Below are 15,802 nucleotides of genomic sequence, written 5' to 3' on the forward strand. Positions count from 1 at the left end.
CGCATGACACCCTCCGGCGGCCAGTCCGGGCAGGAACGCCCGACCGATCTGTTCATCAGCTACTCCCCCGCCGACGAGCGCTGGGCGTCGTGGATCGCGTGGCAGCTGGAGGCCGCCGGGCATCGCACGATGATGCAGGCGTGGGACTTCGTCCCGGGCACCAACTTCATCGACTTCATGGACCGCGGGCTGTCCGAGGCCAAGGTCGTGGTGGCGGTGCTGTCGAGCAACTACCTGCGCTCGCGGTACGGCCGGATGGAGTGGATGGCGGCGCTGCGCGCCGACCCCGACGACCCGGCCCGCAAGCTGGTCACGGTGCGGATCGAGGACTGCCCGATCGACGGGCTGCTGTCCACCATCACCTACGTCGACCTGGTCGGGATCGACGATCCGGGCGACGCGCGGACGCTGCTGATGCGCCGCGTCCAGGAGGCCCTGGCCGGGCACGCCCGCCCGCTGGACGGCCCGGGGTTCCCCGGCGGCGGTCCCGGTCCCGTGCCGCCCGGCGGGTCCGGCCCGGCCCCGCTGGTCGGACGCGTCGAAGGCAGCACCCGTCCCGGCGGCGGTCAGGGGCCGGGCGGGCACGGCGCGGGCGGAGGTCCGGGGCGGGGGACGCGGCTTCCCGAGGCCACCGGCGAACGGCCCGTCCGGCGCGCGCCGGTGGCGGCGCCCGCGTTCCCCGCGGACGACGCCGAGCGGCGCGAGCCCCGCGAGCACGTGAGCGTGCTGCACATCTCGGGGCCCCGGTTCGGCCGCACGCTCGCCGAGCCGGGCGAGCCGACCACCGCGTCCGAGCTCCAGGACCGCATCTGGAGCGACGTGACGCGGCTGGCCGATTCGGGCGTGCCGCGGCCCGACCTGCTGGTGGTCACCGGCAACCTCACCCACTCGGGCAGCCGCAAGGAGTTCGCCGAGGCCCTGTCGTTCCTCACCAGCCTGCGCGCGCTGCTCGGGCTGGAGGCGCAGCGGGTGGTGATCGTGCCGGGCACCCACGACGTGACCCGGGCGGCGTGCCAGGCGTACTTCTCCAGCTGCGAGGCCGACGACATCGACCCGCAGCCGCCCTACTGGCCGAAGTGGCGGCACTACGCGGGGCTGTTCAAGGAGCTGTACCAGGGCCTGGACGCGCTGATCTTCGACAGCGCGCAGCCGTGGACGCTGTTCCCCGTCAACGACCTGAAGGTCGTCGTCGCCGGGCTCAACTCCACGCTGCCGCAGAGCCACCGCGAGGAGGACCGGTACGGGCGGGTCGGCCAGGCGCAGGCCGCGTGGTTCACCGAGCGGCTCCGGCACTACGAGGGCGAGGGCTGGCTCCGGCTCGCCGCCGTGGAGCACACCCCGGTCGCCGGGGAGCCCGGCGCGCTGCGCGACCCCGACACCGTCGACACGCTGCTCGGCGGGCACGTCAACGTGTTCCTCCAGGGCACCGGGTCGGAGCTCGGCGCGGTGCCGCTGCTGCCGTCCGGCGCGCCGTCGGTGCCCGCGCTCGGGCCGGGCCGCCACCAGGTCGTGGTGGTGCGCCGCGACGGCCTGGACCGCTGGATCCCCGAGGAGGCGACCCGCCGCGGCCCCGAGCACCTCGGCCGCGACTGGGCCCGGGTCACCGGGACGTTCCCGCCGCCCGTCCGGTCCCCGGCCGGCCCGCCCGGCCGGGCGCCCGAGATCGGCCCCGGCGCGGGCGGCCCCGGAGACGCCCCCGGCGGCCCCGACCCGGCCGACCCGATGACCGACGCGACCGGGCAGCTCCTCGACCGGCTCACCGAGGCGTGCGAGACCCGGTTCGAGCGCGCGAACATCCGCCGCATCGTCCCGGCCCCGCTCGCCGGCGGCCGGACCGACCCTCCGCACCTGCTCCTCACCCACCTGGAGGACGGGTTCGTCCGGCAGTACCGGATCGGCGCGCACGTCGGGCGGGTGACCGAGCCCGACGTCGACGCGTTCGTCCGGCACGTCCACGCCGACGGCGCCGACCACGGCTCCGAGCTGGTCTACCTCGGCCCGGCGCCGGCCCGGTCGCTGCGCGAGGACGCGCTGCGCCGCGGCATCCGGGTGCGCAGCCTCACCGAGTTCCAGGGGCTGCTCGACCTGTCGGAGTACGTGACCGCGCAGACCGGGCGGCTCGCCGCGGGCGGCCTGTACCCGCCGGCGCTGTACGTCCGGCAGCGCTACCGCGAGCTCGACCGCGCGGGCCAGGACGCCGACGTCCGGGACGACGCCGTCGGCGAGATGCTCCGGATGCTGGCCGCCGACCACGGCCGGTTCCTGCTGCTGCTCGGCGACTTCGGGCGCGGCAAGACGTTCGCGCTGCGCGAGCTGGCCCGCCGCATCCCCGCCGAGCTGCCGCACATCATCCCGATCCTGATCGAGCTGCGCGCCCTCGACAAGGCGCACTCGGTCGACGGGCTGGTCGCCGCGCACCTGGCCAACCACGGCGAGGAGCTGATCGACCTCAAGGCGTTCCACTACATGCTGCGGCAGGGCCGCATCGTGTTGCTGTTCGACGGGTTCGACGAGCTGGTCACCCGGGTCACCTACGACCAGGCCACCGACCACCTCGACACGCTGCTGCGCGCCGCGCAGGACAAGGCCAAGATCGTCGTGGCCGGCCGGACCCAGCACTTCAAGTCGCAGGCGCAGGTGCTCACCGCGCTCGGCGAGCGGGTCGGCGTGCTGCCGCACCGCCGGGTCCTCGGGCTGGAGGAGTTCACCCCCGGCCAGGTCCGCTCGTACCTGGTCAACCGGTACGGCGACGAGGACGCCGCCGACGCGCGGCTGCACACCCTGGCGGGCATCCAGGAGCTGCTCGGGCTGACCGCCAACCCGCGGATGCTGAGCTTCATCGCCGACCTGCCCGAGGAGCGGCTCCGCGCCGTCGCGCAGGCCCGCACGACGGTCAGCCCCGCCGACCTCTACCGCGAGATCCTCTCGTCCTGGCTGGCGCACGAGGCGGGCCGCGTCCGGCACGCCGGCGGTCCCTCCGGGCTGACCGCCGACGACTTGTGGCAGGCGGTCGGCACGCTCGCGCTGCGGCTGTGGGAGAGCAACGAGCAGTTCCTGCGGCTCGCCGAGCTCGCCGACGTCGCCGACACCCTCACCGGCCTCGCCGACGGACGGCTGTCGCCGCACCAGGTGACGCACGCGGTCGGCGCCGGCAGCCTGCTGGTGCGCACCGCCGAGGGCCTGTTCGGGTTCATCCACGGGTCGGTGGTGGAGTGGCTGGTCGCCCGGCACGTCGCCGCCGAGTTCGCGAACGGCGCCACCGCGCCCGCCGCGCTGGCCCGCCGCGCCCTGTCCCAGCTCACCGTCGACTTCCTGTGCGACCTCGCCGACACCCGCGCGCTCCAGGAGTGGGCCGCGGCGGTCCTCGCCGGCCCCGAGGCCGACGACGTCGCCCGCGCCAACGCCATCCGCGTCACCACCCGGCTGCGCACCCCCGCCCGCACCGACCTGCGCGGCGCCAAGCTCGCGGGCGAGGACCTGTCCTACCGCGACCTCCAGGAGGTCGACCTCACCGGCGCCGACCTGACCGACGCCCAGCTCGTCGGGGCCAACCTGTCCCGCGCCGTGCTCCGCGACGCGTCCCTGGCCGGCGCGCGCCTCGACGAGGCCCGCCTCAACGGCGCCGACCTGCGCGGCGCCGACCTGTCCCGCGCCCGCCTGGCCCGCGCCGACCTGCGCGACGTCGCCGTGGAGGGCAGCCGCTGGACGCGGGCCGCGCTCATCGACGCGCTCCTCCCCGACCGCATCGCCGCGGCGCCCGAGCTGCGCGAGGCCGCCATCGCGCCCGGACGGCCCGTCGACATCCAGGTCGCCCCCGCCGCCGTGGGCGTCCCGTACGGGTTCCACTTTCAGACCAGCCGGCTCCCCCAGCCGCTCGCCTACAGCCCCGGCGGGTCGGTCCTGGCGGTCGGCAGCGAGGACGGCGGCGTCCTGGTCTGCGACGCCGTGACCGGGGTGCCGCTGCGCACCCTCCAGGGCCACCGCGACCGCACCTACGCGGTCGTCTTCGACGCCACCGGCACCCTCCTGGCCACCGGCTCGGCCGACGGCGCCGTCCGCGTCTGGGACCTCGCCACCGGACGCTGCGCGCACACCCTCCCCGTCCACCCCGACGGGGTCTGGCCCCTCGTCGTCAGCCCGGGCGCGCGCGACCGGGGCCCCGGCGGGCACGGCACGCTCATCGCCGCGGGCGCGTCCGACGGGACGGTCCGCGTGTGGGACGCGGCGACCGGCGCCCTGCGGCACGAGCTGCCCGGCCACACCGCGCCCGTCTACACCGCCGTCTTCGACCCGTCCGGCACGTCGCTGGTGACCGGCGACGCCGGAGGTGTCCTGCGCGTCTGGGACCTGGCCACCGGCGAGCTGCACCGCACCCTCACCGGGCACCGCGGCGCGGTGTTCCGCGCGGTGTTCCACCCCGACGGGACGCTGCTGGCGGCGGGCGACGAGGCGGGCGTCGTCCGGCTCTGGGACATCGGCACCGGCGAGATCCGCAAGGAGCTGCTCGGCCACACCGGCCGCGTCTACGCCATCGCGTTCCACCCGGACGGCGACCTCCTGGTCACCGGCGACACCGACGGCTCGGTCCGGCTCTGGGACGGCGATCGTCCCCGAGCCTCGCTCTCGGGCCACCGCGGCGCCATCTACCAGGCCACCTTCAGCCCCGACGGGGGCCGCCTCGCCACCGCCGACAGCGCCGGGTCGGTCCGGCTGTGGGACCCCGCGACGGGCCGGCAGCGGCTCGAACTCGCCGGGCACCGCGGCGCGGTCTGGCCGTTCGCGTTCCGCCCCGACGGCGCGCAGCTCGCCACCACCAGCAACGACGGCACCGCCCGGGTGTGGGACGCCGAGACCGGCCAGAGCCGGGTCGTGCTGCGCGGCCACGGCCGCCGCGTCACCGGCGTCTGCTTCAGTCCCGACGGCAGCCTGCTCGCCGCCGCCGGCAACGACGGCCTGGTGCGGCTCTGGGAGCCCCGCACCGGGCGGATGGTCCGCGAGCTGCGCGGCGTCGCCGACAACCTCACCTCCGCCGCGTTCAACCCCAGGGGCGCGCAGCTCGCCACCGCCACCAACGACGGCGGCGTGCACCTGTGGCAGCCCGGCACCGGCACCTTCGAGCGCGAGCTGAACGTGGAGACCGACCACGTGTGGACGCAGGCGTTCGACCCCACCGGCGACGTGCTGGCCACCGCCAACGACGACGACAGCGTCCGGCTCTGGTACTGGACGACCGGACGCGAGATCGTCAACCTCTCCGACCACCACGGCCGGGTCCGCTCGATCGACTTCGGCCCCGGCGGCGACCGCGTCGCGACCGGCTGCGACGACGGCCTGGTCCGGCTCTGGAACGCCCGCACCGGCGCCCTGGAGGCGACCCTCAGCGGCCACACCGACCGCGTCTACACGGTGACGTTCGACCCCGCGGGCGGCGTCCTCGCCAGCGCCAGCAACGACGGCACCGCCCGGCTGTGGGACACCGCGACCGGCCAGACCCTGCACACCCTGACCCGGCACACCGGGCGCCTGTGGACCACCGCGTTCGACCCGTCCGGCACCCTCCTGGCCACCGCCGGCGACGACCTGGCCGTCCGGCTGTGGGACCCGCGCACCGGCCGCCACCTGCACACCCTCGAAGGGCACACGCGCCGCGTCTGGTCGTCGGCGTTCAGCCCGGACGGGGCGCTGCTGGCCACCGCCGGCGACGACGGCGCGGTCATCCTGTGGGACGTCGCGGACCGGGACGCCCCCGCCCGCCGCGCCACCCTCCTCGGGCTGGCCGAGGGCTGGGCCGCGCTCACCCCCGGCGGACGCTACAAGTGGGAGGGCGCCGCGACCGCCGAGTTCTGGTACTCGATCGGGATGTGCCGGTTCGAGCCGGGCGAACTCGACCCGTACCTCCCCGAAGTGCGCCAGCTCCCCCTGGAGGCCGACCTCTGACCCCACGGCGCCGCGCCCCACGGCGGCGCGGCGGCGCGGCGGCGCGGCGCACGGCCCAGGATCGCGGCGCGGTCAGCCGGCGGCGGCCCGGCCCGCCAGGTCCTCCCACAGCGCGTCGATCCGTGCCTTCAGCTCGTCCAGCGTGCCGGAGTTGTCGATCACCACATCGGCGACGGCGCGGCGCCCCTCCCGAGTGGCCTGCGCGGCGATCCGGGCCCGCGCGGCCTCCTCCGTCATCCCGCGCCGAGTGGTGAGCCGGTCGAGCTGGACCTCCACCGGGGCGTCGACGACCACCACCACGTCGTACATCTCCGCCAGCCCGTTCTCGGCCAGCAGCGGCACGTCGTACACCACGATCGCCTCGCCGGACGCGGCGTCCATCAGCTCCTGCATCCGCTCCCCCACCAGGGGGTGGACGATCGCGTTCAGCGCCGCCAGCCGCGCGGGGTCGGAGAACACGATCGCGCCGACCCGCTCCCGGTCGAGCCCGCCGCCGGGGAGCAGCACCTCCGCGCCGAACTCGGCGGCGACGGCGGCCAGCCCCGGCGTGCCGGGCTCGACCACCTCCCGCGCGATCTGGTCGGCGTCGATGACCAGCGCACCGCGCTCGCGCAGCCGCGCCGACACCTCGCTCTTGCCCGAGCCGATTCCACCGGTGAGTCCCACTTTCAGCACGGGCCCACCGTACTCAGACCGGCGGCCTCGCGGGAACCAGGGCCTTGCGCATGTGCACCAGCGTCAGGTGCGCGGCGACCCGCTCACGGTGCGTCTCGGCGTACCCGAGCCGCCGGTACAGCCGCAGGTTGCCCTCGCTGAGGTGCCCGGTGAACAGCACGCACGCGTCGGCGCGTCCGGCCACCTCGTCCTCGAGCGCGCGCAGCAGCCGCCCGCCGATCCCCCGCCCCTGCATGTCGGGCACGACGACCAGCCGCCCGACCAGGCAGGTGCGCTCGCTGAACTGGGCGCGGATCGCGCCGACCAGCCGGCTCCCGCGCACCGCCTTCAGCGTGACCGCGTCGCCCGTCAGCACCGTGCGGAGCTGCTCGTGCGACTCGACCAGCGGCGGGATGAACGGGTCCCCGTAGAGCTGCGCCTCGGCCAGGTACGCCGCGCGCTGCACGGTGAGGATCTCGCCCGCGTCCTCCGGGGCCGCCCGCCCGACCGCGACCGCCGGCTCCGCTCCCGCCGTTCCCGGCTCGGATGTCGTCACTCGCGCCCTCTCGCTCATCGCGGTGGCGCCGGCCGGGGACCGCCCGGCCGGCGCGTCACTGCCCGATCCGGACCGTCACCGCGACCGGATAGTGGTCGGACGCCTGCGACCGCGGCACCTCGTAGTCGGCGAACAGCAGGTCGTCGGTCCCGAAGATCCAGTCGTTGCGGGTGCCATCGGCCCTCGTCGGGGACGCGTCGCCGCCGAGCGCGGCACTGCGCATCTCCGAGTCGAGCATCCGGCCGATCTCCGGGCTGTCCGAGGAGGCGTTGAAGTCGCCGCCGATGATCGTGCGGGGGGCGCCGCCCCAGGCGCGCAGCAGCGCGGCGACCTCGCGGCTCCGCTCGTCGCCGTGGTCGGAGCCGCCCTCCAGGTTGGTCGACCAGACGTCCATCGTGGTGGAGCCGACGGCGAGCCGGGCCCACACGTAGCCGCGGATCTGCGACCAGTCGCCCTTGGGCATCCGGCCCGTCCCGGACCGGCGGACCGGCAGCGAGGTGAGGATCGCGTTGCCGAACTGGCCGTCGGCGGCCGGGCCCCACAGCAGCTTCATGCCGAGCCGCCGCGACAGCCACACCGCCACGTCGGTCGTCCCCGACAGCAGCGACCCGCGCCCGGCCTCCTGGAGCAGGACGACCTGGGCGCGCTGCCCCTCGATCGTCCGGGCGATGTCCTCGGGGTCGAGCCGGCCCTTCTGGTTCACCGCGTCGTGGATGTTGTAGCTGAGCAGCCGCACGTGGCCGGGGGCCGGACCCGCCTTGGCCGACCCGCTCGGCGCCGCGACGGTGAAGACCAGAGTGCCGAGCAGCAGCACCAGCGCGGCGGCGCCGGCGGTGAGCGCCCGCAGCGGCGCTCGGGCGGGCAGCGGCCCGCCGCGGGCGGCGGCGATGGCCGCCAGCGCGCCGAGCAGGATCCCGGCCAGGCCGGGCAGCACGTTGTTGGGCAGCGGCAGCGGCTCGATCGCGCTGACCTGGTACGGAATCAGGATCAGCGCGACCAGCAGCCCGCCGGTCGCGGCGGCGACGTCGACCCGCCAGACCGGGCCGCCGGCTCCGGCGCGGCGCAGCGGCGCCCGGCAGGCCACCGCCAGCAGCCAGGCCGACAGCACCTGGCCGACGATCACCACCGGGACGACCTCGACGCCGGAGACCGCATAGGTCCCGGCGATCGCACCGGCGCCCACGCCGAGCACGGTGCCGCCGAGCACGCACACTCCGCCGGGGACGGCCCGCACGGCGAGCCCGGACGCCAGGAACGCCAGCGCCAGCCCCTGCCCGACGACCACGATGATGTGCGCGGCCGTCAGCGACTGCCAGCCGGACGAGGCCACGAACGCCGGGCTCGACAGCACCAGCACCTGAAGGGCCAGGAACGGCCCGAACGCGGCGGCGCCGAACGCGTCCCGCCAGGAGACGCCCGGCGCGGTCACCGGCCCGGAGACCAGCTCGCGGTAGAGGGCGGCGGCGCCGAGGCCGACGAAGGCCAGGCACACCGCCCACGGCCCGATCCCGGACCGCCAGACCGGGTCCCAGGTGGCGAAGGCCATCCGCACCGCGCCGTCGGCGGCGAGGCCCGCGACGGTCGCGGTGGCGAAGCCCACCCCCGACAGGCCGCGGGCGCCCTCGTACAGACCCGCCACCGCGATCATCCCGATGGCGGTGCCGACGAGCGCCAGCCAGGTCTGCGGGGTGAGCGCCTGGGCGAGCAGCCGCACCAGGAACAGCCCGCCGACCCCGATCAGCAGCAGGCCGCGCGGCCCGGCCGTGCGGCGGATCAGCGGGGCGGCGAACCCGGCGAGGTAGATGACCAGCACGGCCGCGCCGGCGGCGCCGATCCCGGCGTCACCGGCCAGGTGGTCGAGCTGGGAGAGGGAGAAGCGCAGGGTCTGCGCGAGCACCGCCACCGTGATCGCGATCAGCGCGAGCCGCGCGGGACCCTGCGGGACGATGGAGGCACCGGCCGGCGCGGAGCCGCCGGTCCTGGTGCCCGCGTCTGTCGTGGCGTCTGTGCTGGCCAATTGAACGAATGCTCCAGGGGGACGAGCTGAGGACGAAAAACAGATCACGGCCGGAGGACGATCCAGGGGATCGGCCTCCGGCCGTGATCATAGAGTCACCGGCCGCCGCGCGCGGGGAACTTCGCCGAGTCCCCGCGCGGACGGCGCGCGCGTGTGGTCAGTGGGAGATCACTGACCGCCGGAGAGCTTCTCCCGCAGCGCGGCGAGGGCCTCGTCGGTGGCCAGGGCGCCACCGGTGGTCTCGCTCTCCCCGCCGCCGGAGTAGGAGGTCTCGCCGCCGCCACCGCCGCCACCGCCACCGGTGCTGGCGGCGGGAGCCGACTCGGCCTCCGCCTCGGCCTTGCGGGCCTCTTCGATCTGCTTGCGGTGCGCGTCGAAGCGGGTACGCGCCTCGGCGTACTGCCGCTCCCAGGTCTCCCGCTGCTCGTCGAAGCCCTCGAGCCACTCGCCGGTGTCGGAGTCGAAGCCCTCGGGGTACTTGTAGTTCCCCTGGTCGTCGTACTCGGCCGGCATGCCGTACAGCGTCGGGTCGAAGTCCTCTTCCTCGACGCCCGCGGCGGACTCGTTGGCCTGCTTGAGCGACAGGCTGATCCGGCGCCGGTCGAGGTCGATGTCGATGATCTTCACGAAGATCTCGTCGCCGACCTGGACGACCTGCTCGGGGATCTCCACGTGGCGCTCGGCCAGCTCGGAGATGTGCACCAGGCCCTCGATGCCCTCCTCGACCCGGACGAACGCGCCGAACGGCACCAGCTTGGTGACGCGGCCGGGCACGACCTGGCCGATCTGGTGGGTGCGGGCGAACTGCTGCCACGGGTCTTCCTGGGTCGCCTTGAGCGACAGGGAGACGCGCTCGCGCTCCATGTCGACGTCCAGGACCTCAACCGTGACCTCCTGGCCGACCTCGACCACCTCGGACGGGTGGTCGATGTGCTTCCAGGACAGCTCGGAGACGTGCACCAGGCCGTCGACGCCGCCGAGGTCCACGAACGCACCGAAGTTGACGATCGAGGACACGACGCCCTTGCGGACCTGGCCCTTCTGGAGCGTGTTGAGGAAGGTCTGGCGGACCTCGCTCTGGGTCTGCTCCAGCCACGCGCGGCGGGAGAGCACCACGTTGTTGCGGTTCTTGTCGAGCTCGATGATCTTGGCTTCGAGTTCGCGGCCGACGTACGGCTGGAGATCCCGGACCCGTCGCATCTCGACCAGCGACGCGGGCAGGAAGCCGCGCAGGCCGATGTCGAGGATGAGGCCGCCCTTGACGACCTCGATGACGGTGCCGGTGACGATCCCGTCCTCGTCCTTGATCTTCTCGATCGTGCCCCAGGCGCGCTCGTACTGCGCGCGCTTCTTGGACAGGATCAGCCGGCCCTCCTTGTCCTCCTTCTGGAGGACAAGGGCCTCGACGTGGTCTCCGACGGTGACGACCTCGTTGGGGTCGACATCGTGCTTGATGGAGAGCTCACGGGAGGGGATGACACCTTCCGTCTTGTAGCCGATGTCGAGGAGGACCTCGTCTCGATCGACCTTGACAACGGTGCCTTCGACGATGTCGCCGTCGTTGAAGTACTTGATGGTCTCGTCGATCGCGGCGAGGAATGCTTCCTCTGAACCGATGTCGTTGACCGCTACCTGCGGGGTGGTCGAGGTGGCCTCGGTGCTACTCGTCATGTGTCGGCTGGCTCCGGATACGGACATAGAAGGTGTCTGGTCAATGCGCGGAGGGCCGGGTCCGCCCTGTCGAGGACCGGAAGGGGACACGAAACCGCCGCGTCATAATGAACCGAACCATGTCGACGACCTGACCGAGCGCGAGCCTGCTCCGTCCGAAGCACACGCAGACCCACAACGCAGCGATCAGGATATGGGACCAGGAGCCCCTGGTCAATCCGGGCCACGCCGGGACCGGTCAGTAGGACCGCGCCTGAGCCCGGTAGCCCTTGCCCAGCCGCCGTTCCCGGCTCTTGGGGAAGGTCACGGCGCGCGGGTCGCCGTCGGAGGTGTAGCGCCGCTCCGGATGCGCGTCGAGCTCGTCCAGCCAGGCGGTCGAGCAGAACGTCCGGCAGTCGTTCTCCTTGATCTTCCCCTCGGACCGCACCCGGGTGATCGCGAACCGGTCGAAGTCCTTGTCGAACGGCGACTCCGACGGCTTCCAGCCGGCCAGGAGGACGCCCTGGAAGTCGTACCGGCCGTCCTGGCGCTGCGCCCACGCCCGCTTGTGCGGGATGGCGCCGAACGGATAGGCGAACGTGGTGGCGTGCGCCCCGGTCAGCGAGACGATCTTGTCCTCGATCCCGCCGATCTCGTCCTGGACCCGCTTCCTGGACATCGTCGACAGGTCCGGATGGGTGACCGTGTGGTTACCGATCTCGTACCCGTGCCGCGTGAGCCACGCCAGCCCGGCGGCGGCCCGGTCGCCGAGCAGGAACAGGTCCTCGTTCAGGTAGAACGTCGCCACCGGCCGGAACCCCGGGTACCGCCGGGCCACGTCCTGGATGATCGCCACGGCGGTGTCCGGCGCGGGCCCGCCCTGCGCGTCCAGCCCGAACTGCCCCGGGGTGCTGTCGTCGAACGTCAGGACCACCGGGTGCCGCCCGGCCGGGACCGCGTCGAACCGCCCGGCGACGAACTCGGCCGCGGTGACGGGCACGTAGCCCTCCTCGGCCAGCCGGGTCAGCTCGTCGCGCAGCTCCTTGGTCGAGCGGTCCAGCGACAGCTCGGGCTTCTTCATGATCCGGTGGTACATGAGGACCGGGACCTCGCCGAGCTCGTCGGCCTTGACCGCCACCGCCCCGGGCGCGGCGGGCGGGATCGGCGCGGACGCCTCCGCCGAGGCGGAGGGCGAGGGCTGCGGCGGGGCGCTGGAGGAGGGCGGCGCGGACGCCGTGGACATCGCGGGCGCGGGCGCTCTCGTCGCGCTCGGGGCCGGCGTGCTGGGCGAGGTGGCCCCGGAACGCGCCGCCGACGCGCCCGCGTCCCGCCCGCGGCGGGTGCCGGGCAGGGTCAGGCCGATGATCACGGCGCACACCACGACGATCCCGGCGATCTTGTGCAGGAGTGGCACGATCCTCCCGTCGATCTTCAAGCGAAACGGCAGGGACAGCGTACGACGCACCGACTTGAGGGCACATGTCCGAGACCGTGATGGATGCCTGATCTCCGGAACCGCCCGGCCCGGTCCCCGGGAGCGCCAAAAGGGCGCGGGCCGCCGATTCACGGCTCTCGCGCCCTGAGAGGGCGTGTGCGCGGCTTCGGGGAGCGAACGCTCCCCCGCTGTCGTTCCGCGCGTCGCAGAGCCTCCGCGGCCCTATCGGCGCCGCCCTGCCCGCCTCCCGGCCCGCCGGTCCTGCCCGGCTCCCCCGTCCTGCCCGTCTCCCCGGCCCGACCGGCTCCCCGGCTCGACCGGCTCCGTCCCGGCCGCCTGGGCCGGACGGAGCCGGATGCGCGCACGAGGCTCGCCGACCGGGCCGTCGCGCTAGTGGGCGGCGTCCTGCCAGGTGCGGCCGGTGCCCATGGAGACGCCCAGCGGCGCGCGGAGCGCGTAGGCGCCCGCCATCTGGTCGCGGACGAGCGCCTGGAGCTCCTCCAGCTCGCCCGCCGCGACCTCGAAGACCAGCTCGTCGTGGACCTGGAGCAGCATCCGCGACTTCAGGCCGGCCTCCCGCAGCGCCCGGTCGACGTTCAGGCCCGCGACCTTGACGATGTCGGCGGCCGACCCCTGGATGGGAGCGTTGAGCGCCATCCGCTCGGCCATCTCGCGGCGCTGCCGGTTGTCGGAGTTGAGGTCGGGCAGGTAGCGGCGGCGGCCGAGGATGGTCTCGGTGTAGCCGTCCTGCCGGGCCCTGACGACCACGTCCTGGAGGTAGTCGCGGACGCCGCCGAACTGCTGGAAGTACTCCTCCATGAGGCCGCGCGCCTCGTCCGGCGAGATCCGCAGCTGCTGGGACAGCCCGTACGCCGACAGCCCGTACGCCAGCCCGTAGTTCATCGCCTTGATCCGGGCCCGCAGCTCCGAGTCGATCTGCTCGGGCGGCAGGCCGAACACCCGGGACGCGGTGATGGTGTGGAAGTCGGCGCCGGACCCGAACGCCTCCAGCAGCGCCTCGTCCTCGGACAGGTGCGCCATGATGCGCAGCTCGATCTGGCTGTAGTCGGCGGTGAGCAGCGACTCGAAGCCGTCGCCGACGACGAACGCCTCGCGGATCTGCCGACCCTCGGCGGTGCGGATCGGGATGTTCTGGAGGTTCGGGTCGGTCGACGACAACCGGCCGGTCGCGGCGACCATCTGGTTGAAGGTGGTGTGGATGCGCCCGGCGTCGTCGGCCATCGGGATCAGCGAGTCGACGATGCTCTTGAGCTTGGCCACCTCGCGCCAGCGCAGGATGTGCTCGAGCACCGGGTGCCCGTCCTTGGCCAGCAGGTTGGTCAGCGCCTCGGAGTCGGTGGTGTAGCCGGTCTTGGTGCGCTTGGTCTTGGGCAGCCCGAGCTCGTCGAACAGCACCCCCTGCACCTGCTTGGGCGAGCCGAGGTTGAACTCGTGCCCGACGGCGTCGTGCGCGGCCTGCTCCATCTCCTTGACCTGGCCGCCGAGCGAGGCCGACAGCCCCGCGAGGTGGTCGGCGTCGACGGCGATGCCGGCCCGCTCCATCCCGGCCAGCACGCGCACCAGCGGCAGCTCGACCTCGTGCAGCAGCGCGGTCGCGCCGCGCTGCTCCAGGTCGGCGTCGAGCACGTCGGCGAGCTCGGCGACGGCGCGGGCCCGGACCGCCAGGTCCTGCGCGGCCTCCTCCTCGCCGGAGCCGTCGAGGGTGAGCTGGCCAGTGTCCTCGGTCTCGTTGCGCAGCTCGCGGTGCAGGTAGCGCAGTACCAGGTCGGCCAGGTCGAAGGTGCGCTGGCCGGGCAGCGCCAGATAGGCGGCCAGCGCGGTGTCGCTGGTGAGGCCGTCGAGCTCGAGCCCGCGGGCCGCCAGCGCCAGCATCGGCCCCTTGGCCTCGTGCAGCGCCTTGGGCCGCCCGGGATCGGCCAGCCACGCCGCCAGGGCCCGCTCGTCGGCCTCGTTCAGCGCGGACGGGTCGAGCGTGACCGCCGGGCCCTGCCGGGACGCCAGCGCCAGCGCGGTGATCTCGCCGGTGCCGCGCCCCCAGGCGCCGGTCACCGCGACGCCGATCCTGGACGCGGCGGTGCCGTTGGCCTCCAGCCAGCCGCCCAGCGCGCCCGGCTCCAGGGTGTCGAACTCGACGTCGAAACCCTCGTCGGCCTCGGGCTCGGCGGTCGGCAGCGAGGCGTACAGCCGCTCGCGCAGCACCTTGAACTGGAGCGAGTCGAACAGGGTGTGGACCTCCTCCCGCTCCCACTGCCCCATGACGAGCTGCGGCGGCGCCAGCTCGAGGCCGACCTCGCAGTCGAGCTTGTTGAGCTGCTGGTTGCGCAGCACCGCGCCGAGGTGCTCGCGCAGGTTCTCGCCCGCCTTGCCCTTGATCTCGTCGACCCGCTCGACGAGCCGGTCGAGACCGTCGTACTTGGCCAGCCACTTCGCCGCCGTCTTCGGCCCCACGCCGGGCACCCCCGGCAGGTTGTCGCTGGACTCGCCCACCAGCGCGGCCAGCTCGCGGTACCGCGCGGGCGGCACGCCGTACTTGGCCTCGACCGCGGCCGGGTCCATCCGGGCCAGCTCGGACACCCCGCGGATCGGATAGAGGATGGTGACGTGCTCGTCGACCAGCTGGAACGCGTCGCGGTCACCGGTGACGATCAGCGTGTCGAGACCGGCGGCGGTGGCCTGGACCGACAGCGTGGCGATGATGTCGTCGGCCTCGAACCCGGCGACCGACAGCCGCGGGATGCGCAGCGCGTCCAGCACCTCGAAGATCAGGCTGACCTGGCTGCGGAACTCGTCGGGGGTCTTGGCCCGGCCCGCCTTGTACTCCACGTACTGCTCGTGCCGGAACGTCGGCTCGGACCGGTCGAACGCCACCGCGATGTGCGTCGGGCGCTCGTCGCGCAGCACGTTGATGAGCATCGAGGTGAAGCCGTACACCGCGTTGGTGGGCTGCCCGTCGCTCGTCGAGAAGTTCTCCACCGGCAGCGCGAAGAACGCCCGGTAGGCCAGGGAATGCCCGTCGAGCAGGAGAAGCCGGTCTTGCTGGTCAGGGGTCGCTGCTTTGGTCACCACACGAGGACTCTAGTCTGCGCGTACGACAGTTCGAGGGAGGCTCAATGACACAGGAGCAGCCGGATCACGCCGGCCGCTTCGGCGACGTCCACGGTGATCTCGCGAAGGCGATGGGGATCGAATACCTGGAGGCGGCGCCGGAACGGGTGGTCGGCCGCATGCCGGTCAAGGGCAACACCCAGCCGTACGGGCTCCTCCACGGCGGCGCCTCGTGCGTCCTGGCCGAATCGCTCGGCTCGGTCGGCTCCGCGCTGCACGCCGGCCCCGGCCGCATCGCGGTCGGCATCGAGATCAACGCCACCCACCACCGGTCGGCCACCGAGGGCTGGGTCACCGGCGTCGCCACCCGCGCGCACGGCGGCCGCACCCTCGCCAGCTACGACATCGTGATCACCGACGAGGCCGACCGGCGGGTCTGCACCGCCCGCCTGACCTGCATGCTCCGCGACCAGCCCCCCGCCTGATC

At 74.0% G+C, this 15,802-nt stretch carries 8 protein-coding genes; 2 read left to right on the top strand and 6 right to left on the bottom strand.

From position 1 onward, the window contains the following. The first annotated feature begins 3 nt into the window (after positions 1-3). Positions 4-5,937, top strand: coding sequence for a WD40 domain-containing protein (locus QP090_RS01985; protein ID WP_285936696.1), 5,934 nt, complete (start codon positions 4-6; stop codon positions 5,935-5,937). A 72-nt stretch (positions 5,938-6,009) separates the two neighbouring features. Here the strand turns inward: QP090_RS01985 and coaE are convergent, their stop codons facing one another. The 6 genes from coaE to polA form a co-directional block, all read right to left on the bottom strand. Next, positions 6,010-6,612: a dephospho-CoA kinase gene (gene coaE / locus QP090_RS01990; protein WP_285936697.1), complete on the bottom strand. Its 603-nt coding sequence runs from the start codon at positions 6,610-6,612 to the stop codon at positions 6,010-6,012. Between the two features lie 13 nt (positions 6,613-6,625). After that, positions 6,626-7,147: a GNAT family N-acetyltransferase gene (locus tag QP090_RS01995; protein ID WP_285936698.1), complete on the bottom strand. Its 522-nt coding sequence runs from the start codon at positions 7,145-7,147 to the stop codon at positions 6,626-6,628. Positions 7,148-7,202: 55 nt separating this feature from the next. Then, positions 7,203-9,164: an endonuclease/exonuclease/phosphatase family protein gene (locus QP090_RS02000; RefSeq protein WP_285936699.1), complete on the bottom strand. Its 1,962-nt coding sequence runs from the start codon at positions 9,162-9,164 to the stop codon at positions 7,203-7,205. Positions 9,165-9,332: 168 nt separating this feature from the next. After that, positions 9,333-10,835: a 30S ribosomal protein S1 gene (gene rpsA, locus QP090_RS02005; protein WP_285936700.1), complete on the bottom strand. Its 1,503-nt coding sequence runs from the start codon at positions 10,833-10,835 to the stop codon at positions 9,333-9,335. Positions 10,836-11,073: 238 nt separating this feature from the next. Next, complete coding sequence (locus tag QP090_RS02010) at positions 11,074-12,228, bottom strand: polysaccharide deacetylase family protein (RefSeq protein ID WP_285936701.1); 1,155 nt, start codon at positions 12,226-12,228, stop codon at positions 11,074-11,076. Positions 12,229-12,639: 411 nt separating this feature from the next. Next, positions 12,640-15,336 carry a DNA polymerase I gene (gene polA / locus QP090_RS02015; protein WP_285936702.1) on the bottom strand — a complete coding sequence of 899 codons (2,697 nt, stop codon included), beginning with the start codon at positions 15,334-15,336 and terminating at the stop codon, positions 12,640-12,642. 44 nt (positions 15,337-15,380) lie between these two features. On the opposite strand from polA, the gene QP090_RS02020 reads away from it, so the two are divergent. Beyond that, positions 15,381-15,800, top strand: a complete 420-nt coding sequence (locus tag QP090_RS02020) for a PaaI family thioesterase (RefSeq protein WP_285936703.1) — start codon at positions 15,381-15,383, stop codon at positions 15,798-15,800. The last annotated feature ends 2 nt before the right edge of the window (positions 15,801-15,802 follow it).

The organism is Actinomadura xylanilytica (assembly GCF_030283145.1).
Classification (GTDB): Bacteria; Actinomycetota; Actinomycetes; order Streptosporangiales; family Streptosporangiaceae; genus Spirillospora; species Spirillospora xylanilytica.

Excerpts from the sequence above, each read along its gene's own strand:
- QP090_RS01985 (WP_285936696.1), top strand. The coding sequence starts at position 4 with ATGACACCCTCCGGCGGCCAGTCCGGGCAGGAACGCCCGACCGATCTG.
- rpsA (WP_285936700.1), bottom strand. The coding sequence starts at position 10,835 with ATGACGAGTAGCACCGAGGCCACCTCGACCACCCCGCAGGTAGCGGTC.
- QP090_RS02020 (WP_285936703.1), top strand. The coding sequence starts at position 15,381 with ATGACACAGGAGCAGCCGGATCACGCCGGCCGCTTCGGCGACGTCCAC.